This window comes from Janthinobacterium sp. GW823-FHT06H09 (assembly GCF_058794735.1).
In genome coordinates this window covers 405,924-431,637 of the sequence record NZ_JBXAHC010000004.1, presented here as the reverse complement: position 1 = coordinate 431,637, position 25,714 = coordinate 405,924, and the positions used below count along the sequence as shown (strand labels likewise).

Here is a 25,714-nt window from a genome sequence, read left to right as displayed (position 1 = left end):
ACTGAATGGCGAGTAACAACGTAGCCCAATTTGCCACCGAACTGAAGATGCCTGCAGATTTGCTGCTGACGCAGCTGCGTTCTGCCGGCGTCGAGAAAAGTTCGACGTCAGATCCATTGTCGAAAGATGATAAGGACAAGCTTTTGGATCATCTGCGCCGCACACACGGCGCAGCGGCTGACACAGAAAAGAAAAAAATCACCGTGACCCGCAAGGAAACGACTGAGATCAAGCAAGCAGACGCCACCGGCAAATCGCGCACGATCCAGGTGGAAGTGCGCAAGAAACGCACTTTCGTCCAGCGTGACGAAGCTGCGCCGGTCGCGGCAGAACCGGTCGCGCCTGCCGCACCGGTGATCGATCCCGCCGACGTGGCGCGCCGTGAAGAAGAAGCCCGTAAACAGGCTGAACTGATCGCCCGCCAGGAAGCCGATCTGCGCGAAAAACAAGAACGTCTGGCCAAGCTCGACGCGGAAAAAGAAGCCCAGGCGAAAGCCACGCAACAGGCTGAATTGGCTGCGAAGAAAGAAGCGGAAGCGGAAGCGAAGAAAGCGGCCGCCAAGGCTGCCGCCGCGCCTGCCGCCAGTGCCGCTGCGCCTGTCGTTGACGACGCCGCCGCCGAAGCGAAAAAAGCCGCTGCCGCTGAAGAAGCGAAAAAGAAAGCCGCCGCCGCTGCTGTTGCCGCCAAGGAAGCCGCTGACAAAGCGGAAGCCACCGAGCGCGCACGCAAGGCCGTTGCCGACGAAGTCGCCCAGATCAAGGCCATGATGAACGCGCCACGCCGCGCCATCAAGGCACCGGAACCCGTACCGGTTCCCGTCAAGCCAAAGGCGCCGGAAGGCACGCTGCACAAGCCTGCTGACAAGAAACCTGGCGACAAGCCGGGCGACAAGAAGCCTGCTGTCGCAGACAAGAAATCCATCAAGTCGGCCAATGTGTCGTCCACCTGGTCCGATGACGCGAAAAAACGCGGCACCACCGGTGGTCCCAAGCCACGCGGCAATAGCGGCCCAGGCGGCCGTGACAGCTGGCGCGGTGGCGCGAAGGGCCGTCGCCCGACGCACCATGACGACCGTGAATCGAACTTCCAGGCACCGACGGAAGCCGTCGTCAAGGACGTGCACGTACCGGAAACGATCACCGTGGCCGAACTGGCGCACAAAATGTCCGTCAAGGCATCCGAAGTCATCAAGCATTTGATGAAATTGGGCCAGATGTGCACGATCAACCAGGTGCTGGACCAGGAAACCGCCATGATTCTGGTGGAAGAAATGGGCCACAAGGCGTTCGCCGCCGAACTGGACGATCCGGAAGCGCTGCTGGCCGACGTGGGCGAACACGCGCACTTCGAAACCAAGCCACGCGCACCGGTGGTCACCGTCATGGGTCACGTCGACCACGGCAAGACCTCGCTGCTCGATTACATCCGTCGCGCCAAGGTGGCTTCCGGCGAAGCGGGCGGCATTACGCAGCATATCGGCGCTTACCACGTCGATACGCCACGCGGCATGATCACCTTCCTCGACACCCCGGGCCACGAAGCGTTTACCGCCATGCGTGCCCGTGGCGCCAAGGCAACCGACATCGTGATTCTGGTGGTTGCCGCCGACGATGGCGTGATGCCGCAAACGAAAGAAGCGATTGCCCATGCGAAAGCAGCCGGCGTACCGCTGGTGGTGGCGATCAACAAGGTCGATAAACCAGGCGGCAACGTGGACCGCGTGACGCAGGAACTGGTCGCCGAACAAGTCGTGCCGGAAGAATACGGTGGCGAATCGCCATTCGTGCCGGTGTCGGCCAAAACGGGCCAGGGTATCGACGATCTGCTGGAACAAGTGCTGTTGCAAGCCGAAGTGCTGGAACTGACGGCACCGGTCGATGCGCCAGCGCGCGGCCTGGTAGTCGAGGCGCGTCTGGACAAGGGCCGTGGTCCTGTCGCGACGATCCTGGTGCAGTCCGGTACCCTGAAACGCGGCGACGTGATTCTGGCGGGCTCTTCGTATGGCCGTGTTCGCGCCATGCTGGACGAGAACGGCAAGTCGATCGCTGAAGCGGGTCCTTCGATTCCGGTCGAAATCCAGGGTCTGACGGAAGTGCCGGTTGCCGGTGAAGAAGTCGTCGTCATGGCTGACGAGCGCAAGGCGCGCGAAATCGGTCTGTTCCGTCAAGGTAAGTTCCGCGACGTGAAACTGGCGAAACAGCAAGCTGCGAAACTGGAAAACATGTTCGACCAGATGGCCGAAGGCGAAGTGAAAAACTTGCCGTTGATCATCAAAACCGACGTGCAAGGTTCGCAAGAAGCGCTGGTCGGTTCGCTGCAGAAACTGTCGACCTCCGAAGTGCGCGTACAAGTGGTTCACGCGGCCGTCGGCGGCATCACGGAATCGGACGTCAACCTGGCAGTCGCCTCGAAAGCGGTCATCATCGGCTTTAACGCCCGTGCTGATGCCCAGGCACGCAAGCTGGCCGAGTCGAATGGCGTGGACATTCGCTACTACAACATCATTTACGATGCGATCGACGAGATCAAATCGGCGTTGTCGGGCATGTTGGCACCAGAGAAACGCGAAACCGTCATCGGTCAGGTCGAGATCCGCCAGGTTATCCTGGTCTCGAAGGTCGGCGCGATTGCCGGCTGTCTGGTCACCGATGGCGTGGTCAAGCGTGCTTCTTCCGTCCGCCTGTTGCGCAACAACATCGTGGTGTGGAGCGGCGAGATCGACTCCCTGAAACGCTTCAAGGACGATGCGAAAGAAGTTCGCGCCGGTCTGGAATGCGGCCTGTCGCTGAAGAACTACAACGACATTCAGGTTGGCGACACGCTGGAAGTGTTCGAAGTCCAGGAAATCGCTCGTACCCTGTAATCGCAGCAGCAATGAAAACCGCGCGGACATACCGTTGTCCGCGCAAACACGTGGGGCGCATTGGTCAACGGGCAACCGTTTGACTCATGCGCCCTGCGGCACTTAGGACAGCATAAAATCATGGCTAAACATAGCAAAACCATGCCAGCGCGCGGCTTGCGCGTGGCCGACCAGATCCAGCGCGATCTGGCTGAGATCGTCGCCTACGAATTGAAAGACCCGCGCGTGGGCACGATGATCACCATCACCGAAGTGCAGATCACGCCCGATTACGCGCACGCCAAGGTGTTTTTCACGATGTTGAAAGACAGCAAAGAAGCCATCAAGAACACCACCGAAGGCCTGATGGCCGCGTCGGGCTTCATCCGTGGCTTGCTGGGCAAGCGCCTGCACATCCACACCCTGCCGATGCTGCATTTCGTGCACGACAGCTCGACCTCGCGCGGCATGGAAATGTCGCTCCTGATCGACAAGGCCAACGCCACGCGCGCGGCCGACGCCGAGCCGGATGTCAAACCAGAAGCGGACGAGCAATAACAGTGGCGGGTCCGAAGAAACCACCGGGCATCAAGCGGGTGCGCGACCTGGTCGATGGCGTCTTGTTGCTCGATAAGCCCGTGGGCTGGTCCAGCAACGACGCCCTGATCAAGGCCAAGCGCGTGCTGAACGCGAAAAAAGCGGGCCATACGGGCACGCTGGATCCGTTCGCCACGGGCTTGCTGCCGCTGTGCTTTGGCGAGGCGACGAAGTTTTCGCAGGACTTGCTGGAAGCCGACAAGACCTACGAAACCCTGGTGCACCTGGGGCAGACGACGGATACGGGCGACACGGAAGGCGCAGTGCTGGAAACGCGCGAGGTCAACGTCACGCAAGAGCAGATTGAAGCCGTGCTGGCGCGGTTCCGCGGGCCTATCCTGCAGACGCCGCCCATGTACTCGGCCTTGAAAAGGGACGGCAAGCCCCTATATGAGTATGCAAGGGCAGGCATCACCCTGGAGCGCGAAGCGCGCCCGGTGACCATCCACAAGCTCGAGTTCCTCGGCTATGAAGCCCCGTTTCTGAAATTGTCCGTGATGTGCAGCAAGGGCACGTATATCCGCGTGCTGGGCGAAGACATCGGCCATGCCCTCGGTTGCGGCGGCCATCTGAACGCCTTGCGCCGCACGCAGGTGGGCAACCTGACGCTTGACGGCGTCGTCACCTTGGATGAGTTGACGGCGCATGCCGCGCCGCTGAGTCTGCTGGCGCCCGTCGATGCATTATTGTCGAGCTTTCCGGCCGTGCAGCTGACGGAAGAATTGGCCAAGCGTTTCCTGCATGGTCAGCGCATCGCGCTGGGCAAGGAAGACGTCGCCGTACCAGCCGAACCGGGCAGGGTGCGCGTGTATCACGACAGCAAGCTGCTGGGCACGGGCCAGTTGCAGGAGTACAGCATCCTCGCGCCCGAGCGCCTCATTGCCACGGCGCATCAGTGACCACCTGACCAAACCTACTGCGCGTCGTGATTTGCGGCCTGCGATGCTCACTGTGCATACGCACAGCTGCGCTTCTTAGCCACAACTCACTTCCGCTCGCTACGGTTTTGTCAGGTGTCGTTAAGTCATAGGTAAGTCATGGTCAAGTCATATTGATCAGCGACACTGCTAGCCCGGTGTCGTATTTTTAAACAATCCGTCCCCGACTGCGGGAGCCGCCAGCATTTTTAGATAGCGTTGCAACGCAACATGCTATACTACGCGGTTCCGGAAATAGATTAGCATTCGGGTATCTCGTACACCTTGTACGCACTCCGCAGTTTTTCAGTAACTACTACGACCATGTCAAATACAAAACGCGCAATTCGTAATATCGCCATTATCGCCCACGTTGACCACGGCAAAACCACGCTGGTGGATCAGCTGCTGCGCCAGTCCGGCACCTTCCGTGAAAACCAAGCGGTCGACACCCGAGTCATGGACTCGAACGACCTGGAAAAGGAGCGCGGCATTACGATTCTGTCGAAGAACTGCGCTGTTGAGTACGAAGGCACCCACATCAATATCGTCGACACCCCAGGCCACGCCGACTTCGGCGGCGAAGTGGAACGTGTTCTGTCGATGGTGGACTCGGTTCTGCTGCTGATCGATGCACAGGAAGGCCCGATGCCGCAAACCCGTTTCGTCACGCGCAAGGCGCTGGCACTGGGTCTGAAGCCTATCGTGATCGTCAACAAGATCGACCGTCCCGGCGCACGTCCGGACTGGGCCATCAACCAGACGTTCGAACTGTTCGACAAGCTGGGCGCAACCGACGAGCAACTGGATTTCCCTATCGTTTACGCTTCCGGCCTGAACGGCTATGCCGGCCTGACCGAAGACGTGCGCGGCGGCGACATGAAGCCGATGTTCGACGCCATCCTGGAACACGTTCCAGTACGTGACGACAATCCGGAAGGCCCGCTGCAAATGCAGATCACCTCGCTGGACTACTCGTCGTACGTCGGCAAGATCGGCATTGGCCGCGTCAACCGCGGTACCGTGAAAGTTGGTCAAGACGTGCTGGTCATCAATGGCCCAGGCGCCACGCCAATCAAAGGCCGCATCAACCAGGTGCTGAACTTCAAGGGCCTGGAGCGCGTGCTGGTGGACGAAGCTGTTGCCGGCGACATTTGCCTGATCAACGGTATCGACGAAATCGGCATCGGTTCGACCCTGTGCGCACTGGACACCCCGGAAGCGCTGCCGATGCTGACCGTCGACGAGCCGACCCTGACCATGAACTTCATGGTCAACAACTCGCCACTGGCTGGCCGCGAAGGCAAGTTCGTGACTTCGCGCCAACTGCGTGACCGTCTGGAAAAAGAATTGAAAGCCAACGTTGCTCTGCGCGTAGCGCCGACCGACGACGACACGATCTTTGAAGTATCGGGCCGCGGCGAGCTGCACCTGACGATTCTGATCGAAAACATGCGTCGCGAAGGCTTCGAGCTGGCAGTATCGCGTCCACGCGTGGTGTTCAAGATGGTCGATGGCGTGCGCCACGAGCCGTTTGAAAACCTGTCGGTCGACGTGGAAGAAGCCAACCAGGGCGGCGTCATGGAAGAACTGGGCCGTCGTCGCGGCGACCTGCAAAACATGGAATCGGATGGCAAGGGCCGCGTGCGTCTCGAGTACCTGATCCCGGCGCGTGGCCTGATCGGCTTCCAGGGCGAATTCATGACCCTGACCCGCGGTACCGGCCTGATGAGCCACGTGTTCCATGAATACGCACCGGTCGACAACACCCGTGGCGAAATGGCTGGCCGTCGTAACGGCGTGCTGATCTCGCAAGATGACGGCGCCGCCGTTGCCTACGCTATCTGGAAACTGCAAGACCGCGGCCGCATGTTCGTGTCGCACAATGACCCGGTCTACGAAGGCATGGTCATCGGTATCCACTCGCGCGACAACGACCTGGTCGTCAACCCGATCAAGGGCAAGCAGCTGACCAACGTGCGTTCGTCGGGTACCGACGAAGCGGTGCGCCTGGTACCGCCAATTCAGATGTCGCTGGAATACGCAGTCGAATTCATCGAGGACGACGAACTGGTGGAAATCACGCCTAAATCGATCCGTCTGCGCAAGCGCTTCCTGAAAGAGCACGAGCGTAAAAAAGCGTCGCGTGATGCGTAATCTGTTGTAGAGCATGGCCTGCGGGCCATGCCGTTTCCGGCCCGCTGCGCCGCGTCACCGTCATTGGTGAGGCGCGCAGCGGGTTTGTCATTTGCAGTCCCTGTATTTTTTAGACACCATGACTTCCTCTTCTTTGCCCTCCCGCCGCCTGTCCGTTGCCCCAATGATGGACTGGACCGACCGCCATTGCCGCAAGTTCCACCGCGAAATCACGCGTCACACCTGGCTCTACACCGAGATGGTGACGACGGGCGCGCTCGTCTACGGCGACGTGGAGCGCCATCTGCGCTTCAACGAGGAAGAGCATCCGGTGGCGCTGCAGCTGGGCGGCAGCGATCCGACAGACCTGGCCACCAGCGCCAAGCTGGGCCAGCAGTGGGGCTATGACGAGGTCAACCTCAATTGCGGCTGCCCGTCCGAGCGCGTGCAAAAAGGGGCGTTTGGCGCCTGCCTGATGGCCGAGCCGCAACTGGTGGCGGACTGCGTGAAAGCCATGCGCGACGTGGTCGACATCGACGTCACCGTGAAACACCGCATCGGCATCGACGACAGCGAATCGTACGACTTCGTGCGCGACTTCGTCGGTGCCGTGGCCGATGCCGGCTGCAAGACGTTTATCGTGCATGCGCGCAATGCCATCCTGAAAGGCCTGAGCCCGAAGGAAAACCGCGAAGTGCCGCCCCTGAAATACGATTACGCCTACCGCCTGAAGCGCGATTTCCCCCAGTTCGAGTTCATCATCAACGGCGGCATTAAGACCCTGGACGAGATCGACCTGCATTTGCAGCACCTTGATGGCGTGATGCTGGGCCGCGAGGCGTACCACAACCCGTACGTGATGGCGCAGTTCGACCAGCGCTACTACGGCGACGACACGCCCGTGAAAACGCGCGAACAGGTGCTCGAGGCGATGATTCCGTACATTAGCGCGCAGCTGGAAAAAGAAGCGGGGCGTTTGAAACTGAACAGCGTCACGCGCCACATGCTGGGCCTGATGCAAAATCTGCCCGGCGCGCGCGGCTTCCGCCAGACCCTGTCGGACTCGAAGAAGCTGGCCTCGGGCGACCCCCGTTTGCTGCTGGAAGCGGCGGCGCGCCTGTCGCTGCCCGCGTAATGGACGCCTGCCATGGCCTTGCGCGCGTGATCGAGGGCTACTTGCTGGCCGTCGGCGCCCTGAAGGATGACGGCAGCTTGTTTCTTTGCGAGTATCTGGGACCCGTCGCGCCGCAGGCATCGCTCGACGCGCTGTGCCGCGCGCTGCGGATTGCGCCGACGGGCTTGTCCTTGCAGCCGCTCGAGAGCGTGGTGTGCAGCGGCATCGCCTGCACGCCGCGCCAGTGGCTGCTGGAGCGGTTTCGTCCCATGAGCGAGGCGGACCGCCAGCCGCTCGATGCGCGTTTATATGACGGTTTCGAGCGAGAACTGGCCGAACTGCTGCGCGGCGAGCCGCGCTGGTATCAATTGGTATCATCTGGCCAGATCAGCCTGACCGGGCAATTGGGCGCCATCTGGAGCGTCTTTGTCTTTGGCACAGAGTGCCACGCCTATGTGATGCATTGCAGCTGGGACAGCTGAGCCAACTTGTCTATACCGCTGCTTCTGCGTAGTGGTATTGTCCGTACTCCCCCTTCCTCTGAGCACCTCTTCCAAAACGATGCAATATGGCTACGCCATGTGTTGTAAATGCGCCGTTTCGGCGCACGCCCGCACTGCCATGGGGCATTTCTAAGAGGCAAGAATCGGCGTTGTTGCCATTTCCCCGAAGAAAGTTAATCTGCCATTTATTCAGGTACTTATTGCTTGCTTTGAGGCAAAATTTACACCTATAATTGATTATAGACAAATATTTCTCATATGAATGTTTGATGTTGATCTCATATCATCAGTGTCAAAAATTCAGCGTGTGGAGCAAGTTTGCATTCGCAGTCACTGGCTGTTTCAGGGCTGGCGAAGGACCAGGAAGTACCCTAGGCTGCGTGCAGCCGGATACCGCCAGCATACCAATGGGTAAGGGCGGATGCCGGTGTACCGCAGCCTTCGTCTTGTCGTGCCGGGCAAAAAATCCTTATCAATAGTTTCATTTACGAAGAGCCGAAATGAATTTAGCAAAAATGAAGGTTGGTACCCGCCTGGGCCTGGGTTTCGCCCTGGTACTGGTTCTGCTGGTGGCCGTGACCGTCCTCGGCATCGCGCGCATGGCGCAAATCCAGGAACGTCTCGATCACGTGATCAATGTCAACAATGTCGTCACCCGCCTGGTGATCGATATGCGTGGCAACGTCAGCGACCGCATCACCTCGCTGCGCATCCTCACCCTGATGACCGACGCGAGCGATATGGAGCCGGAAATGGCGCGTATCAAGACGCAGACGAGCACCTATCAGGAAACGCAGAAGAAGCTCGAAGAGAAATTCGCCATCGAGTCGACTGCCGAAGAAAAGACCCTGCTCGCTTCGATCAAGGAATACGAAGCGGCCGCCATGCCGGCCATCGCCAAGGCATCCGCACTGTGGATGGCCAACGATGCGGAAGGCGCCACGCGCGTGATGATCAAGGAAATCCGCCCGGTACAGAAAAAATGGATGGAAGCGCTGGAGCAGCTGGCTACCCTGGAAGACAAGCTCAATGAACAGATGCAGTCGGATGCCCGCAAGGCCTTCGACAGCGCGCGTTTGTTCATGATCATCCTCGGCGTGCTGGCCGTAGCGATGGGCGTGGCGGCGGCACTGGTGATTACCCGCGGCCTGCTGAAACAGCTGGGCGGCGAGCCTGACTACACGGCATCGATCGCCGGCAGCATCGCCAATGGCGACCTGTCGATCGGCATCCACACCCAGCCATCGGACAATTCCAGCCTGCTGGCGGAAATGAAGGAAATGCGCAACAGCCTGGTGGGCATCGTCGGCCAGGTGCGCGTCGGTACGGAAACCATCGGCACGGCATCGCGTGAAATTGCCGACGGCAATATCGACCTGTCGTCGCGCACGGAAATGCAGGCCAGCGCGCTGGAAAAAACGGCGTCCGCGATGGAAGAGCTGACCTCGACCGTGAAACAGAATGCGGACAATGCACGGGAAGCGAACAAGCTGGCCGCGACCGCGTCGGACGTGGCCCTGAAGGGCGGCTCCGTCGTGTCGCAAGTGGTCGACACCATGAGCTCGATCAACGAGTCGGCGAAGAAGATTGTCGACATCATCGGCGTGATCGACGGCATCGCCTTCCAGACGAATATTCTGGCGCTGAACGCGGCCGTGGAAGCGGCACGTGCCGGCGAGCAAGGCCGCGGCTTTGCCGTGGTGGCGTCCGAAGTGCGCAACCTGGCCCAGCGCTCCGCTGGCGCCGCGAAGGAAATCAAGATCCTCATCGACGATTCGGCCGAGAAGACGGAACGCGGTACGCGTCTGGTCGGCCAGGCTGGCGTGACGATGGGCGAAGTGGTCGACAGCGTGCGCCGCGTGACCGACATCATGAGCGAGATCGCCAGTGCCAGCCAGGAACAAAGCGCCGGCATCGAACAGGTCAACCTGTCGATCATCGAGATGGACGGCATGACGCAGCAAAATGCGGCCCTGGTGGAGCAGGCCGCCGCTGCGGCGCAAAGCCTGCAGGACCAGGCGGCCGAACTGGCCCACGTGGTCAGCATCTTCAAACTGGTCGAAGGCGAACAGAAAACGGCAGCGGCGTCTGTGCCGGCACCCGTGTCTGCCGCACCAGCGGCCGTGCGCAAGCCGGCGCCCGCATTGCGTCCGGTCAAGTCGCTGACCCGCAAGACCGAAGCGGCCGCGCCCGTGGCTGCCGCGGCGCCACGCAAGGCGGCAGGGGCCGGCAGCACCAGCAATGACGAGTGGGAAGAGTTTTAAGCGCGATCAACAGCGCACAGGAAGTTGTAATTACCGTATCTGATAATCATGGGGAAGCACATGTTTGAGAATAAGCGTTTGATGAGTGTTGCAGCAGCCTTGCTGGTGTCCGTTTCTTCCGCAGCCTTCGCTGCCGAGGTACCCGCGTCGTTCGATGCCAAGAACTGCAAGGCCGACTATCCGAAAGCCTCGTTGATGAACGAAGAGCAGGGCACCGTGTCGATGTCCTTCCTGGTCAATGCCGATGGCAGCGTTGCCGATTCGAAAGTCGAGAAGAGCAGCGGCTTCAAGAACCTGGACAAGGCCGCCATCAAGGCCCTGTCCGCATGCAAGTTCAAGCCGGGCACCAAGGATGGTTCCCCTGCGCAAACCTGGACCAAGGTCGACTACGCCTGGAAGCTGGACTGATCCAGGCATTGCCGGGAGCGCGGCTCCCGGCATGACCGTATCCGCTACGGGCGGCGCCTGCGAGGGTGCCGCCCGTATTGTTATGTGCGGCAGCCAACGGCGCTGCCGCCGCGGATTCTGTTACCCTCGAAACATACCTTCGGGATATCCCACCACAAGAGGCCTACCATGCAGCGCATCCTGACACTTTCTTCCCTGGCGGCCACCGGCTTGCTGCTTTCCGCCTGCGCTTCCCTGGGCACGCCCGTGGGCTTGCAGGCGGGGCAGACCGTCGCCGTCGTCAACAGCCTGAGCTGGGACAATCCCCTGACGGGCAAGCGCGACGGTGTACGCACCAGCTGGCCCATCAAGGATGGCAAGATTGCCCCTGAATATTTTCCGCTGGCGCAATTGAAGCAATGCGAGGCCGGCGGCAAGGCTTGCAGCTGGGGCGTGATGCGGGCGCAGCGCAGCGCGCCGAAGCTGGCGTATGCGGACGGCGGCGTCGACCTGGCCGTGAACGTTGCGATCGACGTGGCGCGGCGCCAGGATGCGCGCCAGGGTGAGACGCAAACGGCGATGGCGATACCGCAGGACGTGCCGGCCCTGGCGGGCATGCAGCGTGTGCAGCCCAGCTGGAAATTGAAGTATGGCAAGGTCGAGCAGGTCGAGCTCGATTACGGCGTGCGCTACCAGGTGTGCGTGCAGCGCTACGATGCGGCAGGCAAGGCCATCGACACGTGCGACATTCCATTTATCTGAGGAAACATGACGCATGGGCCGCTTGTGGCGTCATTGCCACATTTCATGTTGCGGCGTGCGTCGGGGTGTAACAATCGGTAAAAGCGCAGCAAAGCACGGCGTAATTTCTTATAGTACTTACTTGAGGTAGTACATATTAGGAGAATTGCGATGAAAACCCTGTTGGCAGTAATTTCGCTGGCCGCATTGGGTGGCTGCGTCGTGGCCCCGCCCGGGCCCGCGTATTACGGTTCGCGCGCGCCGCAGGGGGCCTACAATCCCTATGAATGGCATACGGTCTCGTCCGAGCCGGTGCAGTCGGGCCGCGTGATGAGCGCGCCGCGCGTGGAATACACGAATGAGCCCGTCTACGTGCAGCAGTCGCCTGTCTACGTGCAGCAGCCCGTGTATGTGCCGGCGCCCGTGTACGCGCCGCAACCGTATTATTACAATCCGCCCGTATCGATCGGGCTGGACTTCATGTTTGGCTTTGGGCGCTATGGCGGACGCCGCGGCGGCTGGGGCGGGCATGGACACTACCACGGCCGCCGCTAGACGCGGGGCGGAGTCCTTCTGGCGTGAGAAAGCGCGTCGTGCTTCGTAAAGCACGGCGCGCTTTCTCATTGGCGATGACGAGCAGCGCCGCGAAGCTGAATCAGTGGAAATATACCGAACTCTGGTGCAGCACGTCCGCCGAGCACAGGATATACATCGCCGCCGCTGCCAGACCTATTTGCAAGGCGCCAAAGCTGATCGGGATGAGGCGGGACATGTCGTACTCCTGAATGGTGTGAGGTGGGTTGTCAGGCTTTCATCATAGGTCGAATAAATGCTCTCGGGCATCGGATGAATGTCCGCCACGATGTAGGACAACACCTCGTCGCTGAGGCCCCGCCTCGCTCTCCGGCGGCCTAAGTAACCCCCAATAAATTATTGCGATTTCTGACTTCTATAACCGGCGCTCTGCGGTGTTGCCCACTGCTAGCAGTGCTCGCACTGCGTCGCAGCGGGCGCCTTGCATAGCATCCGGTTCTATTCGTCATAACTTCACAATAATTTCCTGAGGATTACTTAGCGGTTTTTCCAGCGCAGCACCGGCTCTTCCGGCGCCGTGTCCGGCACGTTCGAAATCGCCAGCCAGTGCGTCAGGCGTTCCGGATGCTTGAGATTGATGCCCATGCCATCGATGATGCCGACCTGTTCCAGCATGCGCGCGTCGATCTTCGCCTTCGACACCGTGGGTGCGCCCATGACCATGCGGTCATATGCCTTGCGCGCCTTGTGTTCCCATTTGTGCAGATTGCTTTCGTCGAAGCGGTTCGCTTCGAAGTACACGGTCAGGGTGCCGTCGAGGTTGCCGAAGCCGACAATGCCCGCGCCCTTGCGGATGGTGGTGGTGTTGTTGATGTCGAATTCCGCCGTGGGCACGAAAATGCCGGCGCGGCCATCGATGTCGGGACGTCCCACGGGTGTTTCCTTGCCGTAGGAACTCGTTTCGGTAATGGTTTTTTCTGCGGACATGGTGCGTGTGTGGTGGCCGTGCCGGGAGCGCAATCGGGTCCGGCAGCGCCAGTCATCCTGTTCAAAAAATGCGTGCTGATGATCAGGGCGGGGTAGGGGCCCTGGCGGAGCGATGCTTGGCATTGCTTGATACCCCGCTATTGTAGCGCCAATTTAATTCTTTTGGGCAACATTTAATGCTGCAGTGCACGCTTCTTCGGACGAGAAAAAGCCGCCCGGCCAAACGGCGGGACGGCTGTTGCGTGGCGTCTGTCCGGACTCAGGCGGCTGTCTTGCGGCGTGCCATGAAACCCAGCAAGCCCAGGCCCAGCAGCATCATGGCGTAGGTTTCAGGTTCCGGCACGGCGGCCGTCACCGAGACGTTGTCCAGGTAGGAACCATAGGTCGGTGCGGAGACGGGGCCGATCGATTCGAAACGCAGCAGGCTCGAAGAGCCGAGTGCGGTCACGTTCTGGCTGTAGGTTTGCCACACGCCGCTCGTGTTGCCGATCAATGCCGTTGGCGTCAGCAGGGTCGAACCCCAGTAGACATTCATCAGGCTGTTCGCGCCGCCCGCCGTATCGGGACGGCCCGAGTAGGCAAACGACAGCGCATAGGTGCTGCCGGCCGTGGTGGCGATCGCTTGCGATACCGACGTCAGGCGGTCCGTATTGAGTTCTAGGTATTGCGTGCCGCTGGCGGCGACGGGGTTGAATCCGCCCTGGCCGCCTTGCGTGGCGCCTTTCTGGATTTCAAAGGCCGAATTGCCGCTGGCCGATGAAGTCCAGCCTGTCACGCTGCTGAGCGGAGCCCAGGCTGAGGCGATGACATTGTTTTCGAAACTGCCATTGACCACCAGTTCGGTCGCGGCGTTGGCGGCGCCAGCGGTGACCAGGGTGGCCAGTGCGGCGATCTTCAGGAGGGTGGCTGGCGTTTTCATGGGTTCTCGTTTGATTGGTTAAAAGATAATTTGATTTCTTAAATGACATTTAAAGAATATCACCAAAACTCACAAAAAGAACACGCGCTCGCTAAAATTATTTGCAATTGTGAAATCATTTGTGTCTACATGGAAATTAATTTCTATGGTGAATGAATTGCTGTGAAGCTCCAAGGCGAACGCAAGCTTGGAGTTACTTGCGTCACGGTATTTTTGTGACATCGGGACGTAAAAAAACCTGCATCGTAACAACAACGATGCAGGTTTTTTCAGGTAACTGCCGTGCGCAGCGGCATATCGATTCGATAGGCGCCTTCGCGCAGGCATCAGAACGCCAGGCGGCCCTGCAGGTAGACCATGCGCGGCGCGCCCACCAGCTTGCCCAGGTTGCCGTCCGAGGTGCGCGTGAAGTAGCGCTTGTCGGCGAGGTTGTTGACGCCGGCGACCAGTTCCAGGCCCTTCTGGCCCGGCACTGTCCATTTCACCTGCATGTTCCAGGTACGGAAGCCGGGAATCACACCCAAGTTGCCGGCCGCGTTTTCCGCCACGGTATTCGCTTCGTCGGCGAACTGGCGGCTCTGATGGCTGCTCGACAAATCAACACCCCAGGCGCCCAGCTGATAGTGGACGCCGACGGTATCCGTGGTGCGCGAATAGAAGGGCACGTCGTTGCCCGCGTTCGCACCATCCTGCAAGGTTGCCTTGGTGTAGGTGTAGGTGGCATAGGCGTTCAAGCCGGCCAGCGGGCCCGACTTGTCGAAGTGGTAGTCGACGGCCGTTTCCAGGCCGCGGTGGTGCGTGGCGCCCACGTTGTAGAAGACGACGTTCTCGCCGCTGCCCACGGACTGGATCTGGTTGTCGAACTTGATGTTGAACAAGGTCGCTTCGGCCGACAGCTGGCCGCTCTTCCAGCGCGCCCCCAGCTCGGCTGTTTTCGCCAGTTCCGGTTGCAGCGGGTTCTTGCTCGACTGCGCATTGAGCTGCGTATTTTGCACGGCGCCAAACGAGCTGTTGTAGTTGCCGAACAGGGTCACGTTGTTATTGAGCAAGTAGGCGACGTTCAGCGAGGGCAGGGCCTTGTTGTTGAGCAGTTCGATCTTCTGGTCGACCGGCAAATGGTTGAAGCGTTCCGTCTTGATGTGTTCGTAGCGTACGCCCGGCGTGATGCGCCAGGCGTCGATGGCGATCTTGTCATCGATATACACGGCCTGCGCATCGGTGGCATTGTCGGCAAAGCGCGTCGGCTTTTGTTGCACGCCGCTGGCGATGATCACATTGTAGATGGCCTCGTCGGCGCGCTCGGCCAGGTAGCGGTAGCCGACGGTGACGTCCTGTGTGACCTTGCCGGTAATAAAGCGCTGCGTGTAGCGCGGCTCGATGGCCGTCGTTTCATAGTTGCGCGGCTGGTGGCCCAGGTTTTTTCCGCTGATCAAGGTGCTTTCGCGCGAGCTTTTGTTGTAGTAGGCGCGCACTTCGAATTCCTGCGTGTTCGACATGGCATTCAGGTAGCCGATGTCGAAGGCCTTGCGCTCGCCGCTCCAGAAGTCGGTGGGGCGCGTGTTCTGGAACGGGTCCTGCTTGTATTGTGCCGCGGTCAAGCCGCCCGGCGTGCGCGACGTTACGTCGTAGTAGGACAGCTTGCCGTACACCTCGGCCGTGGGGCTCAGGTCGTAGCGGAATTTCAGGGCGAAGTCGTTGACTTTTTCATCGCTGCCCACGCGCCAGTCGCTGCCGCGGATGCCGGAATACAGCACGGCCAGTCCCAGGCCGCTGTCGAGCTGGGTACCGGCAAAGACGCTGGCCTGCGTGTTGTGGCCCACTTCGCTGTACGTGTTGTAGCGCACCGTGGCGTCGCCCGTGATGCCTGGCGTGGTGGGCACGCGGCGCGTCTTGAAGTTGATGATGCCGCCCACGTTTTGCGGGCCGAAGCGCACGGCGCCGCCGCCGCGCACCACGTCGACCGTCTCGACATTGGCCAGGCTGACGGGCGCGAACGACAGTTGCGGCTGGCCATACGGCGCGACCGACATCGGAATGCCGTCAAGTAACACCGTGCTGCGCGGCGAATAGCGTCCGGCCAGTCCGCGCACACCGATGTTGAGCGAAATGGCGCTGCCCGCGCTGCCCGAATTGTCGCTGATCTGCACGCCGGGAATGCGGCGCATCACGTCGCTGAGGCTGGTTGCACCCGAGTTCTCGATATCGTCCTTTTGCACCACGGTGCGCGCGCCCGCGAAATTCTTCGTGCTGGCGGCCATGCTGGTGCCCAGCAAGTTGCTGCTGACCTGAATCGATTCGAGGATGGGACCGGCATTCTCAGCGCTATTGGTGTCCTGCGCCTGCGCGGCAAGCGGGGCGCCCAGGCAGGCGAGGGCGATGGCCAGCGCGCACGGGCGCAGCGAAAAGGACAGTGTGACAGGTGTGGCAGCCATGCATGGATCTCCGTAATGACAATGTTTGCGCGGGCAATCGGGCGGCGCGACAACATCGTGGCGTGGACATCCGGCGCAAGGGGATAAGAATGATAATGATTCTCATTTTATCCGTCAATTGCGCAAACTGCGTAGGATGGGCTTTGCATGGAGAAAGGCGGGAAGTGTTGCTGGCGCGGTACAGGAAGGAGTTTGGATTGCCGCTTGGCACCATTGCTGGGGTGCGGCGGCATTTTGCGTGCTTCTTGTATACTGCCGCTTTTGCAGCCGTCAGACGTGAACGTACAATGAGCCAGACAACTGAAACGACACCAGGCGATTCCTCCGTGGAACGCCGCCAGGGCGACCAGCCGGCAAGTGCTGCGCGCAAATTGAATCTGCTGGTGGTCGACGACAACCAGGAAGTGGGCGAATCGCTGGCCATGCTGCTCGAAGCGCTGGGCCACCATGCGGTGGTGGTGCGCAACTGGCAGATGGCCGTCGAGCAAGTCAAGCTGTGCGTGCCCGACGCCGTCTACCTCGACATCGAAATGCCCGGCATCAGCGGCATCGAAATCGGCCGCCGCCTGCACCACAATCCCGAGACGGCCAACGCCGTGCTGATCGCCGTCACGGGCCACAGCCTGCCCATGTACATGGACGACGCGCTGGCCGTGGGCTTCCGCCACTTCCTCGTCAAGCCCGTGCGCCTGGACGACCTGGCGACGACGGTGCAGTCGGTGCTGGCGGGATAGGTATCCGGCAGTAAAAGACGAAGAGAGCCGGCTGCATGCCGGCTTTTTTGCAAGAATGCGCCTGGGATTGGAAAAACAGTTGTGCTTGCTTAAAAGCGCCGTCCCTGATCCGGCATAGAGTGGCATGACATCTATCTCAAGGAGATGATTCATGCCCTATATTTATTCCAATGTCGCCGAGTTGAAAGGCAGGCCCGTTGTCGGTAGTCGCCACTGCGTCGCTTTGGTGCAGTACTATGCTCGCGCGCCAGTCACGGCAAACTGGCGCGAGGGCGAAGCGGTGTTGGGGAACGCCATCATCAAACCGGGAACCGCGATCGCCACATTTGTCAGGGGGCGTTATCCGAACCGACCACATGGCAATCATGCCGCCTTGTTCATCGGCCAGGCGATAGGCGGCATCTATATTGCAGACCAATGGAAAGCCGACGGCAAGACCGAAATTTCGGTGCGGCTGATACGCTCGCAAGGCAAGGACAAGCGCGGTAATTACATCCACGCCAGCGATAACGCCGATGCATTTTCCGTGATTGAATGAGGTTGGTCATGGCATACTCAAAAACGACAATGGCAGCACGGACCTGCTGGCCTGCAATGGCACTGCTGGCCATATCGTGCCTGCAATCGACAGCCAGCGCCGCGCCCGTTGCCTGCCCAGTGTCGATTTCCCAGGGCTCGCTGCAGCTTGCCGATGTACCGCAAGGCTGGACCAGCTATGTCGGTTCGCCACTTTACCTGCATGCGGCTGCGCCGATGAACGGGCCACCGGAGCAGTTGGGCGAGCTGTCGGACTTCCGGCAAAAGCGCTTGAAAAAAGGTTGGGTAGATACTTATCGGCTCGATGGCAAGTTTCCGGAGGGGAAATGGCTGGCCTGTCGTTACGGCGGCACGGGTCAGCTGACTTTGGCGATGCGGCTCGACGACAGTATCGACAGCTGTACTTTTACTTATCGGCAAGGTGAACATGTCGGTGAGCGCAACATCGCCATCCTGTGCAGATAGTCATGGTGTTTGATTTACGCCATAAAAACCTGCTCTGAAATAGAAAAAGCCCGGTTCGAAAACCGGGCTCTTCTTTATTCTGTGGGGTGGCTGATGGGGCTCGAACCCACGACAACAGGAATCACAATCCTGGACTCTACCAACTGAGCTACAGCCACCACTGTCTTACTTGCCTGTTTAGCTGTTTTGCTGAACAGGTGCCGAATTATACAAAGAACTCGGCAAAGTGGCAAATCTAAATGCAGTCTTTTTTAAAGAATCGAAAGATTGCATGAAAACGCCTGTTTTCCCTCATACGGACAGGTGTTCGACAGGCGGGTGCAAGTCCAGCAAGCCGGCGAAGGCTTGCGCCAGGGATTCGACCTTGGCCGTCGTGTAGCCCTGCAGCTGGGGCGCATCGTTGCCGGTGCGGCGCAGGCTGGCAGCGTCGAGCAAGCGGGCCAGCTGACGCGCCACGGCTTCGCCCGTGTCGACCAGGGTGATCGTTTCCTGCGTATGCGCGCGCACCGTGCGTGCGATGGCGTCCTGCACGAAGGGGTAGTGCGTACAGCCGAGCACGAGGGTGTCGACGCCTTGTTCCAGCATGGGCGCGATGTAGCGTTCCAGCATGGCGCTGGTGGCGTCGAGCGGGTCGTTGCCCAGCTCGCACTGCTCGATGCGGTCGGCCAGGCCGATGCAGGGCTGCAAGATGAACGTGGCGCCTGTGGCTGCGCTCACCTGCTCGCGCAGGGCCAGCAGCTTGTCGCCGCGCAAGGCGCGTTCCGTGGCCAGCACGGCGATCTTGCCGTTGCGGCTGATGGCGGCTGCCGGTTTCAGGCCCGGCTCGACGCCGACGATGGGCAGGTCGAGATAGCGTGCGCGCAGCGCCTTGATGGCGGCGATGGTGGCCGTGTTGCACGCCACCACCAATGCTTTCGCGCCTTGCTGCAACAAGAAGGCGGTGATCGCCAGCGAACGGTCGATCACTTGCTGTTCCGTCTTGTCGCCATACGGCGCGTAGGCGGAATCGGCAAAGTAAATCAAATCTTCCTGCGGCAGCTGCGCGCGGATATGGCGCAGCACCGACAGGCCGCCCACGCCGGAGTCAAAGATGCCGACAGGCAGCTTGACTGCCGGGGTCAGACCCGTCGGGTCTGACCCCAGATTTGCGCTATTACTTAAGGTAAAAGTCATATAAAGCCGAAGCCGATGAAAATAAAAAAACGCCGCGCTGGTGTTGCCGCGCGGCGTCTATGGTAGAGCTTGTTTAAGCAACCGTCACGGGAATCTTGCTGACGCTATTGAGTTGCTCGATCTTCGCCTGCCATTCTTTCGGGCCCGTGTTGTGTACCGAGGTGCCTTTCGCATCGACGGCCACCGTCACCGGCATGTCGACCACGTCGAATTCGTAGATCGCTTCCATGCCCATGTCGGCAAAGCCCAGCACCTTGGCGTGCTTGATGGCTTTCGACACCAGATAGGCGGCGCCGCCCACGGCCATCAAATAGGCCGACTGATGCTTCTGGATCGATTCGATGGCGACCGGGCCGCGCTCGGCCTTGCCGATCATGGCGATCAGGCCCGTCTTTTCAAGCATCATGTCGGTGAACTTGTCCATGCGCGTGGCCGTCGTCGGACCGGCCGGGCCGACGGCTTCGTCGCGCACCGGATCGACCGGGCCGACGTAGTAGATCACGCGGTTCTTGAAATCGACCGGCAATTCTTCGCCCTTGGCCAGCATGTCCTGGATGCGCTTGTGCGCGGCGTCGCGGCCCGTCAGCATCTTGCCGTTCAACAGCAAGGTCTGGCCCGGCGTCCACGAAGCGACTTCTTCTTTTGTCAGGGTGTTCAGGTCGACGCGCTTGGATTTTTCCGTGTCCGGCGTCCAGTGCACTTCCGGCCACGACGACAGCGATGGCGGCGTCATGTAGGCAGGGCCGGAGCCGTCCAGCACGAAGTGGCCGTGGCGCGTGGCGGCGCAGTTCGGGATCATGGCGACAGGCTTCGACGCGGCGTGCGTCGGGTGCATCATGATTTTGACGTCGAGCACGGTCGTCAGGCCGCCCAGGCCTTGCGCGCCGATGCCCAGCGAGTTGATCTTGTCGCACAGCTCGATGCGCAGTTCTTCCAGCTTGTTTTGCGGGCCGCGCTGTTTCAGCTCAAACATGTCGATGTCTTCCATCAACACCTCTTTGGCCATCAGCATGGCTTTTTCGGCCGTGCCGCCGATGCCGATGCCCAGCATGCCAGGCGGGCACCAGCCGGCACCCATGGTCGGCACGGTCTTCATGACCCAGTCCACCAGCGAATCGGACGGATTCATCATGATCATCTTGGATTTGTTTTCCGAGCCACCGCCCTTGGCAGCGACTTTCACGTCGACGGTATTGCCTTCGACCAGTTCCATGTGCACGACGGCTGGCGTGTTGTCCTTGGTGTTCTTGCGGTCGAAATGCGGGTCGGCCACGATGGAGGCGCGCAGCTTGTTGTCGTCGAAGTTGTACGCGCGGCGCACGCCTTCGTTGACGGCGTCGGTGACCGTGCCGCTGAAACCTTCGAAGCGCACGCCCATGCCGATTTTCAGGAAGACGTTGACGATACCCGTGTCCTGGCAGATAGGACGCTTGCCTTCCGCGCACATGCGCGAGTTGGTCAGGATTTGCGCGATCGCATCTTTTGCCGCCGGGCTTTGCTCGGCCGCGTAGGCGCGCGCCAGGTGCTCGATGTAATCAGCAGGGTGGTAGTAGCTAATGTACTGCAACGCTGCGGCGACGGATTCGATCAGGTCTTCTTGCTTTATGACAGTCATGGTGTTCTCGCGGTGGATAAGAAGGATAAGACTTTGATGCTGTTTGCTGTTTGCTGTTTGCTAATCAGTATGGGAGCGCCAGAACTTAGTGGGGCGCCCTGGCTTGGTTCTGCGTCACCGTCATGATGCGGTCCGTGTACGCAATCGCCATCGCCGACAGGATGAAGACCATGTGGATCACCGTTTGCGCGATGATCACTTCGATCTTGTACGAGTTGGCGTTGATAAACGTCTTCAGCAGGTGGATGGACGAGATGCCGATGATGGCCATCGCCAGCTTCGTCTTCAGCACGGACGCATTCACATGCGACAGCCATTCCGGCTGGTCCGGATGGTCGTCGAGGTGCATGCGCGAGACGAACGTTTCGTAGCCGCCGATGATGACCATGATCAACAGATTCGAGATCATGACCACGTCGATCAGGCCCAAGACCACCAGCATGATGGTCGCTTCATTGAGCTTGGTCGGCAGGGCGCCGCCCGGTACGGCCACGGCCGTCAAGACGTGCTGCAGGGCCGCATCATTGCCGAACACGGCGCCGATCAGGTCCGACAGTTCCACCCAGAAATGAAATACGTAGACGCATTGGGCAAGGATCAAACCCAGGTACAGCGGCAGCTGCAGCCAGCGCGACATGAAGATGAAGGCGGACAGGGGATGCAGTTTGCTATGTTTGGGCTTTTGTAAGTGGTCGATCATCTGGAGTTTCCTGGGGGTAAATACCAATTTTTGGTATGCCCGACATTTTACACTTGCTGCTGATCACTGCGCATGCCCTCGATTTGGATTCTTGGGCTTGATGAAACACAAAGCGACGCCAACTAATTGACTTGTTATCAGTTTTTCCATCCAGAATGCTGGGCGGCGCGCGCTTGACGCCCGTCGCCGGTGGCGATTATGGTTAGAATGGATCGGGGAAAACGCTGCATGTAAGGCGTCCGTAAGACAGCAGGAATATTGTGTTAATAAACAATTACTACACTGGAGACTAGCATGGCCGCTATAGAGAACCAAGGGCAGGGCACTGAGCAGCAGGGACCGGAAGAGTCGCGCGTATTTGAACCGTCGGCAGCGTTTGCCGCACAGGCAACGATTTCCGGCATGGACGCCTACCGCGCCATGGTGGCCGATGCCGAACGCGACTACGAAGGCTTCTGGGCCAAGCTGGCGCGCGAGAACCTGAGCTGGAAAAAGCCGTTCACCCGCACCCTGAACGAAGACAACGCCCCGTTCTACAAATGGTTCGAAGACGGCCAGCTGAACGTGTCCTACAACTGCCTGGACCGTAACATCGAAAATGGCCTGGGCGACAAGACGGCCATCATCTTTGAAGCGGACGACGGCACCGTTACCAAGGCAACCTATAAAGAACTGCACGAAAAAGTCTGCAAGTTCGCCAACGGCCTGAAATCCAAAGGCATCGCCAAGGGCGACCGCGTCATCATCTATATGTCGATGTCCGTCGAAGGCGTGGCCGCCATGCAAGCGTGCGCGCGCATCGGCGCCACCCATTCCGTCGTGTTCGGCGGCTTCTCGGCCAAGTCCTTGCAGGAACGCATCATCGACGCGGGCGCCGTGGCCGTCATCACGGGCGACGAGCAATTGCGCGGCGGCAAAAAGCTGCCATTGAAATCCATCGTCGACGAAGCGCTGGCGCTGGGCGGCTGCGACTCCGTGAAAAACGTCATCGTGTATCAACGCACGGGCAGCGACCTGCCGATGGTGGCTGGCCGCGACACGTGGCTGCACGACCTGGTCGAAGGCCAGAGCGCGCAATGCGAACCGGAATGGGTCGATGCCGAGCATCCACTGTTTATCTTGTACACCTCCGGCTCGACGGGCACGCCGAAGGGCGTGCAGCATTCGAGCGGCGGCTACCTGCTGTGGGCCGCGCTGACGATGAAGTGGAGTTTCGACATCAAGCCCGACGACGTGTTCTGGTGCACGGCCGACATCGGCTGGGTGACGGGCCACAGCTACATCGCGTACGGCCCGATGGCGGTGGGCGCCACGCAAGTGGTGTTCGAAGGCATCCCGACCTACCCGAACGCGGGCCGTTTCTGGGAAACCATCAAGAAACACAACGTCAGCATTTTCTACACGGCGCCAACGGCCATCCGTTCGCTGATCAAGGCGGCCGACGTGGACCCGAAAGTGCATCCAAGCAACTACGACCTGACGAGCCTGCGCCTGCTGGGCACGGTCGGCGAGCCGATCAATCCGGAAGCGTGGATGTGGTACTACAAAAATATCGGCGGCGAGAAATGCCCGATCGTCGATACCTTCTGGCAAACGGAAACGGGTGGTCACATGATCACGCCACTGCCGGGCGCCACGCCGATGGTCCCCGGTTCCTGCACCCTGCCATTGCCGGGCATCATGGCCGCCATCGTCGACGAAGCGGGCCAGGACGTGCCGAACGGCCAGGGCGGCATTTTGGTCGTAAAACGCCCATGGCCATCGATGATTCGCACGATCTGGAACAACCCCGAGCGTTTCAAGTCCAGTTATTTCCCGGAAGAACTGGGCGGCAAGATGTACCTGGCAGGCGACGGCGCCATCCGCAACAAGGACACCGGCTACTTCACGATCACGGGCCGCATCGATGACGTCTTGAACGTGTCGGGCCACCGCATGGGCACGATGGAAATCGAATCGGCCCTGGTGGCCAACCCGCTGGTGGCCGAAGCGGCCGTGGTGGGCCGTCCGGACGACACGACCGGCGAATCGATCTGCGCCTTCGTGGTGCTCAAGCAAGCGCGTCCGACGGGCGAAGAAGCGAAGAAGCTGGCCCTGGAGCTGCGCAACTGGGTCGGCAAGGAAATCGGCCCGATTGCGAAGCCGAAGGAAATCCGTTTTGGCGACAACCTGCCGAAAACCCGCTCCGGCAAAATCATGCGCCGCCTGCTGCGCGTGCTGGCCAAGGGCGAGACGATCACGCAAGACGTCTCAACCCTGGAAAACCCGGCGATTCTGGATCAGTTGAAGGAAGCGTCTTAAGAAGGTCAGTCCCTTCTGGATCGGCCTGCGCCCCACTGGGACGCAGGCCCCCTCAGGGTCCGACCCTAGTCCTTCCGGGTTTACTTTCGATGCCTGAATGTTTTACCCCACGGTAAATAACTTTGGCAGTCCGTAGAATCTTTGCTATAATCTGCGGCTTCGCGACAAGCGAGAAATAGTACGCAATGCGAGCAAGTAGACGCATTGCCTGCAGGAGAGGTGGATGAGTGGTTGAAGTCGCACGCCTGGAAAGCGTGTATAGGTTCATAGCCTATCGGGGGTTCGAATCCCCCTCTCTCCGCCAAGGATACAAATTGGCCAGTTCAAGGAAGTCCAAGAACGTCCACAAAAAACCGTTTTAGCCCGTGCTAAAGCGGTTTTTTTGTATTCTGGCGTCCAGTAGTGTCCAGCTGAAGCCAGTAAAAATCGGAGCTAGATACAGATCAGCTTACCCCAAGTCTGGCAACCAAGCCCTCATTCGTCGGTCTAAAGTGATTTCTGACGCATATGCTGAGGAGACAGCCATGGCCAAGATCATTCCTCCCCTGACCGAGTTCCAGGTCAAAAATGCCAAGCCCAGGCAAAAGTCATACAAGCTGTTCGATGGCGGCGGCCTGTACGTTGAAGTGATGCCCAGCGGTTCGCGGATCTGGCGGATGAAATTCCGTCAATCGAACGGCAAGGAAAATACGCTGACCTTCGGACCTTATCCGGAAATTTCGATCATGGTGGCGCGTGAAAAGCGCACGGAGGCGCGCCGCTTACAGCTGCAGGGAATCGACCCTGGCAAGCATCGCGACGACGCCAGGCGGCTCGCCGCCGAAAAAGCATCCAATACCTTCGAGAAAATCGCCCGCGAGTGGTACGCGAACAAGGTGCCGACATGGAGCGAGCGTACTGCCAAGAACATGCTGCAGCGCCTGGAAGCCGATATTTTCCCAAGCATCGGCGACCGGCCGATCACGGAAATCAGGCACCGCGAACTGATTGCCACGCTGCGCAAGATCGAGGAGCGCGGCGCCACCGAGATCGCGCATCGCCTGAAAGCCGTCTGCTCGCAGATATTCAGCTACGCCATCCAGTGCGGCCTGGCCGACCGCAACCTGGTGGTGGATATGAAGGACGTCCTGAAGACCAAGCGCGTTTCGCACTTCGCCGCCATCGATGCCGATGAATTGCCCGTTTTCCTGGACACGCTGGCGCGCAACGAGGCGCGCATGTTCGAGCCGACGCGCATCGCGCTGCGCCTGATGCTGCTGATCTTCGTGCGCACCAGCGAACTGATAGAGACGCCATGGAGCGAAGTCGATCTGGAGAAGGGCGAGTGGATCATTCCTTGGCAGCGCATGAAGCGCGGCAAGCTGACCGTCAACCCCGACACGACCAATCACCACGTCTGCCTTTCGCGCCAGGCGCTGGCCTTGCTACGCCAGCTGCACACCATCACCGGCCGCGGCACGTACCTGTTTCCCAACCAGCGCGACCACGACATGCCGCTGAGCAACAACACGCTGCTGGTGGCGCTGGCCCGCATGGGCTACAAGGGCCGCATGACGGGCCACGGCTTCCGGGCGCTTGCCATGAGCACCATCAAGGAGCGCCTGGGCTACCGCCATGAGGTGGTGGACCGTCAGCTGGCGCACGCGCCCAAGGACAAGGTGGCCAGCGCCTACGACCGCGCCCAGTTCCTGTCGGAGCGCCGCAAGATGATGCAGGAGTGGGCCGACTACCTGGAAGCCGTGGAACGCGGTGATACGCCCCAGCCAGGCCATCATGGATCGCTGGAACTGGTGTGGCCAGCGCCGCGTCGTTAAG

General features: G+C 60.0%; 21 protein-coding genes and 2 tRNA genes. 16 read left to right on the top strand and 7 right to left on the bottom strand.

The window, feature by feature from the left end; translation table 11 throughout:
* The first annotated feature begins 5 nt into the window (after positions 1 to 5).
* The 10 genes from infB to AC1Q6X_RS08990 all read left to right on the top strand — a co-directional run bounded on the left by infB (position 6) and on the right by AC1Q6X_RS08990 (position 12,057).
* On the top strand, positions 6 to 2,864 hold the full coding sequence (gene infB, locus AC1Q6X_RS09035) for a translation initiation factor IF-2 (RefSeq protein WP_034760145.1): 2,859 nt from the start codon (positions 6 to 8) through the stop codon (positions 2,862 to 2,864).
* Between the two features lie 120 nt (positions 2,865 to 2,984).
* The gene (gene rbfA / locus AC1Q6X_RS09030; RefSeq protein WP_035825200.1) at positions 2,985 to 3,401 is read left to right on the top strand and encodes a 30S ribosome-binding factor RbfA; all 417 of its coding nucleotides are present in this window, start codon (positions 2,985 to 2,987) and stop codon (positions 3,399 to 3,401) included.
* 2 nt (positions 3,402 to 3,403) lie between these two features.
* The gene (truB, locus tag AC1Q6X_RS09025; protein WP_492496513.1) at positions 3,404 to 4,339 is read left to right on the top strand and encodes a tRNA pseudouridine(55) synthase TruB; all 936 of its coding nucleotides are present in this window, start codon (positions 3,404 to 3,406) and stop codon (positions 4,337 to 4,339) included.
* A 342-nt stretch (positions 4,340 to 4,681) separates the two neighbouring features.
* Positions 4,682 to 6,514, top strand: coding sequence for a translational GTPase TypA (gene typA / locus AC1Q6X_RS09020; protein ID WP_070223676.1), 1,833 nt, complete (start codon positions 4,682 to 4,684; stop codon positions 6,512 to 6,514).
* 163 nt (positions 6,515 to 6,677) lie between these two features.
* Positions 6,678 to 7,628, top strand: a complete 951-nt coding sequence (gene dusA / locus AC1Q6X_RS09015; RefSeq protein WP_492496542.1) for a tRNA dihydrouridine(20/20a) synthase DusA — start codon at positions 6,678 to 6,680, stop codon at positions 7,626 to 7,628.
* Complete coding sequence (locus AC1Q6X_RS09010; RefSeq protein WP_492496510.1) at positions 7,628 to 8,089, top strand: hypothetical protein; 462 nt, start codon at positions 7,628 to 7,630, stop codon at positions 8,087 to 8,089. The genes dusA and AC1Q6X_RS09010 overlap by 1 nt, the downstream gene beginning before the upstream one ends.
* Positions 8,090 to 8,625: 536 nt before the next feature.
* Positions 8,626 to 10,374, top strand: a complete 1,749-nt coding sequence (locus AC1Q6X_RS09005) for a methyl-accepting chemotaxis protein (protein ID WP_492496540.1) — start codon at positions 8,626 to 8,628, stop codon at positions 10,372 to 10,374.
* Positions 10,375 to 10,434: 60 nt separating this feature from the next.
* Positions 10,435 to 10,782, top strand: coding sequence for an energy transducer TonB (locus AC1Q6X_RS09000; protein ID WP_070218202.1), 348 nt, complete (start codon positions 10,435 to 10,437; stop codon positions 10,780 to 10,782).
* 168 nt (positions 10,783 to 10,950) lie between these two features.
* On the top strand, positions 10,951 to 11,523 hold the full coding sequence (locus AC1Q6X_RS08995; protein WP_070291161.1) for a hypothetical protein: 573 nt from the start codon (positions 10,951 to 10,953) through the stop codon (positions 11,521 to 11,523).
* 150 nt (positions 11,524 to 11,673) lie between these two features.
* The gene (locus AC1Q6X_RS08990) at positions 11,674 to 12,057 is read left to right on the top strand and encodes a hypothetical protein (RefSeq protein ID WP_070311565.1); all 384 of its coding nucleotides are present in this window, start codon (positions 11,674 to 11,676) and stop codon (positions 12,055 to 12,057) included.
* A 516-nt stretch (positions 12,058 to 12,573) separates the two neighbouring features.
* On the opposite strand, the gene AC1Q6X_RS08985 is transcribed toward AC1Q6X_RS08990, so the two are convergent.
* From AC1Q6X_RS08985 to AC1Q6X_RS08975, 3 genes are all read right to left on the bottom strand, one after another.
* Entirely contained in the window at positions 12,574 to 13,023 is a 450-nt protein-coding gene (locus AC1Q6X_RS08985) for a hypothetical protein (RefSeq protein ID WP_070218194.1), read from the bottom strand.
* A gap of 259 nt (positions 13,024 to 13,282) precedes the next feature.
* Complete coding sequence (locus AC1Q6X_RS08980; protein WP_070218193.1) at positions 13,283 to 13,942, bottom strand: FxDxF family PEP-CTERM protein; 660 nt, start codon at positions 13,940 to 13,942, stop codon at positions 13,283 to 13,285.
* Between the two features lie 326 nt (positions 13,943 to 14,268).
* A complete protein-coding gene (locus tag AC1Q6X_RS08975; protein WP_492496507.1) occupies positions 14,269 to 16,374 on the bottom strand; it encodes a TonB-dependent receptor family protein in 2,106 nt (701 codons plus the stop codon).
* A gap of 287 nt (positions 16,375 to 16,661) precedes the next feature.
* On the opposite strand from AC1Q6X_RS08975, the gene AC1Q6X_RS08970 reads away from it, so the two are divergent.
* The 3 genes from AC1Q6X_RS08970 to AC1Q6X_RS08960 all read left to right on the top strand — a co-directional run bounded on the left by AC1Q6X_RS08970 (position 16,662) and on the right by AC1Q6X_RS08960 (position 18,110).
* On the top strand, positions 16,662 to 17,108 hold the full coding sequence (locus AC1Q6X_RS08970) for a response regulator (protein WP_162995554.1): 447 nt from the start codon (positions 16,662 to 16,664) through the stop codon (positions 17,106 to 17,108).
* Between the two features lie 151 nt (positions 17,109 to 17,259).
* Complete coding sequence (locus AC1Q6X_RS08965; protein WP_070291164.1) at positions 17,260 to 17,646, top strand: BPSL0067 family protein; 387 nt, start codon at positions 17,260 to 17,262, stop codon at positions 17,644 to 17,646.
* Positions 17,643 to 18,110, top strand: a complete 468-nt coding sequence (locus AC1Q6X_RS08960) for an STY0301 family protein (RefSeq protein ID WP_329958114.1) — start codon at positions 17,643 to 17,645, stop codon at positions 18,108 to 18,110. Before AC1Q6X_RS08965 ends, AC1Q6X_RS08960 begins: the two co-directional genes overlap by 4 nt.
* A gap of 82 nt (positions 18,111 to 18,192) precedes the next feature.
* On the opposite strand, the gene AC1Q6X_RS08955 is transcribed toward AC1Q6X_RS08960, so the two are convergent.
* The 4 genes from AC1Q6X_RS08955 to AC1Q6X_RS08940 all read right to left on the bottom strand — a co-directional run bounded on the left by AC1Q6X_RS08955 (position 18,193) and on the right by AC1Q6X_RS08940 (position 21,598).
* A tRNA-His gene (locus AC1Q6X_RS08955) sits at positions 18,193 to 18,268 on the bottom strand.
* A 133-nt stretch (positions 18,269 to 18,401) separates the two neighbouring features.
* Positions 18,402 to 19,283 carry a glutamate racemase gene (murI, locus tag AC1Q6X_RS08950; RefSeq protein ID WP_492496504.1) on the bottom strand — a complete coding sequence of 294 codons (882 nt, stop codon included), beginning with the start codon at positions 19,281 to 19,283 and terminating at the stop codon, positions 18,402 to 18,404.
* 73 nt (positions 19,284 to 19,356) lie between these two features.
* Entirely contained in the window at positions 19,357 to 20,898 is a 1,542-nt protein-coding gene (locus AC1Q6X_RS08945) for a fumarate hydratase (RefSeq protein ID WP_086144995.1), read from the bottom strand.
* 85 nt (positions 20,899 to 20,983) lie between these two features.
* Positions 20,984 to 21,598, bottom strand: a complete 615-nt coding sequence (locus AC1Q6X_RS08940) for a YqhA family protein (protein ID WP_070291168.1) — start codon at positions 21,596 to 21,598, stop codon at positions 20,984 to 20,986.
* Between the two features lie 294 nt (positions 21,599 to 21,892).
* On the opposite strand from AC1Q6X_RS08940, the gene acs reads away from it, so the two are divergent.
* The 3 genes from acs (at position 21,893) to AC1Q6X_RS08925 (ending at position 25,713) form a co-directional block, all read left to right on the top strand.
* A complete protein-coding gene (gene acs / locus AC1Q6X_RS08935) occupies positions 21,893 to 23,899 on the top strand; it encodes an acetate--CoA ligase (RefSeq protein WP_492496501.1) in 2,007 nt (668 codons plus the stop codon).
* Between the two features lie 213 nt (positions 23,900 to 24,112).
* Positions 24,113 to 24,203 (top strand) — tRNA-Ser (locus AC1Q6X_RS08930).
* A 220-nt stretch (positions 24,204 to 24,423) separates the two neighbouring features.
* Positions 24,424 to 25,713 (top strand): tyrosine-type recombinase/integrase, encoded by a 1,290-nt coding sequence (locus AC1Q6X_RS08925; RefSeq protein WP_492496499.1) that lies wholly within the window; start codon positions 24,424 to 24,426, stop codon positions 25,711 to 25,713.
* Position 25,714: the final 1 nt, after the last annotated feature.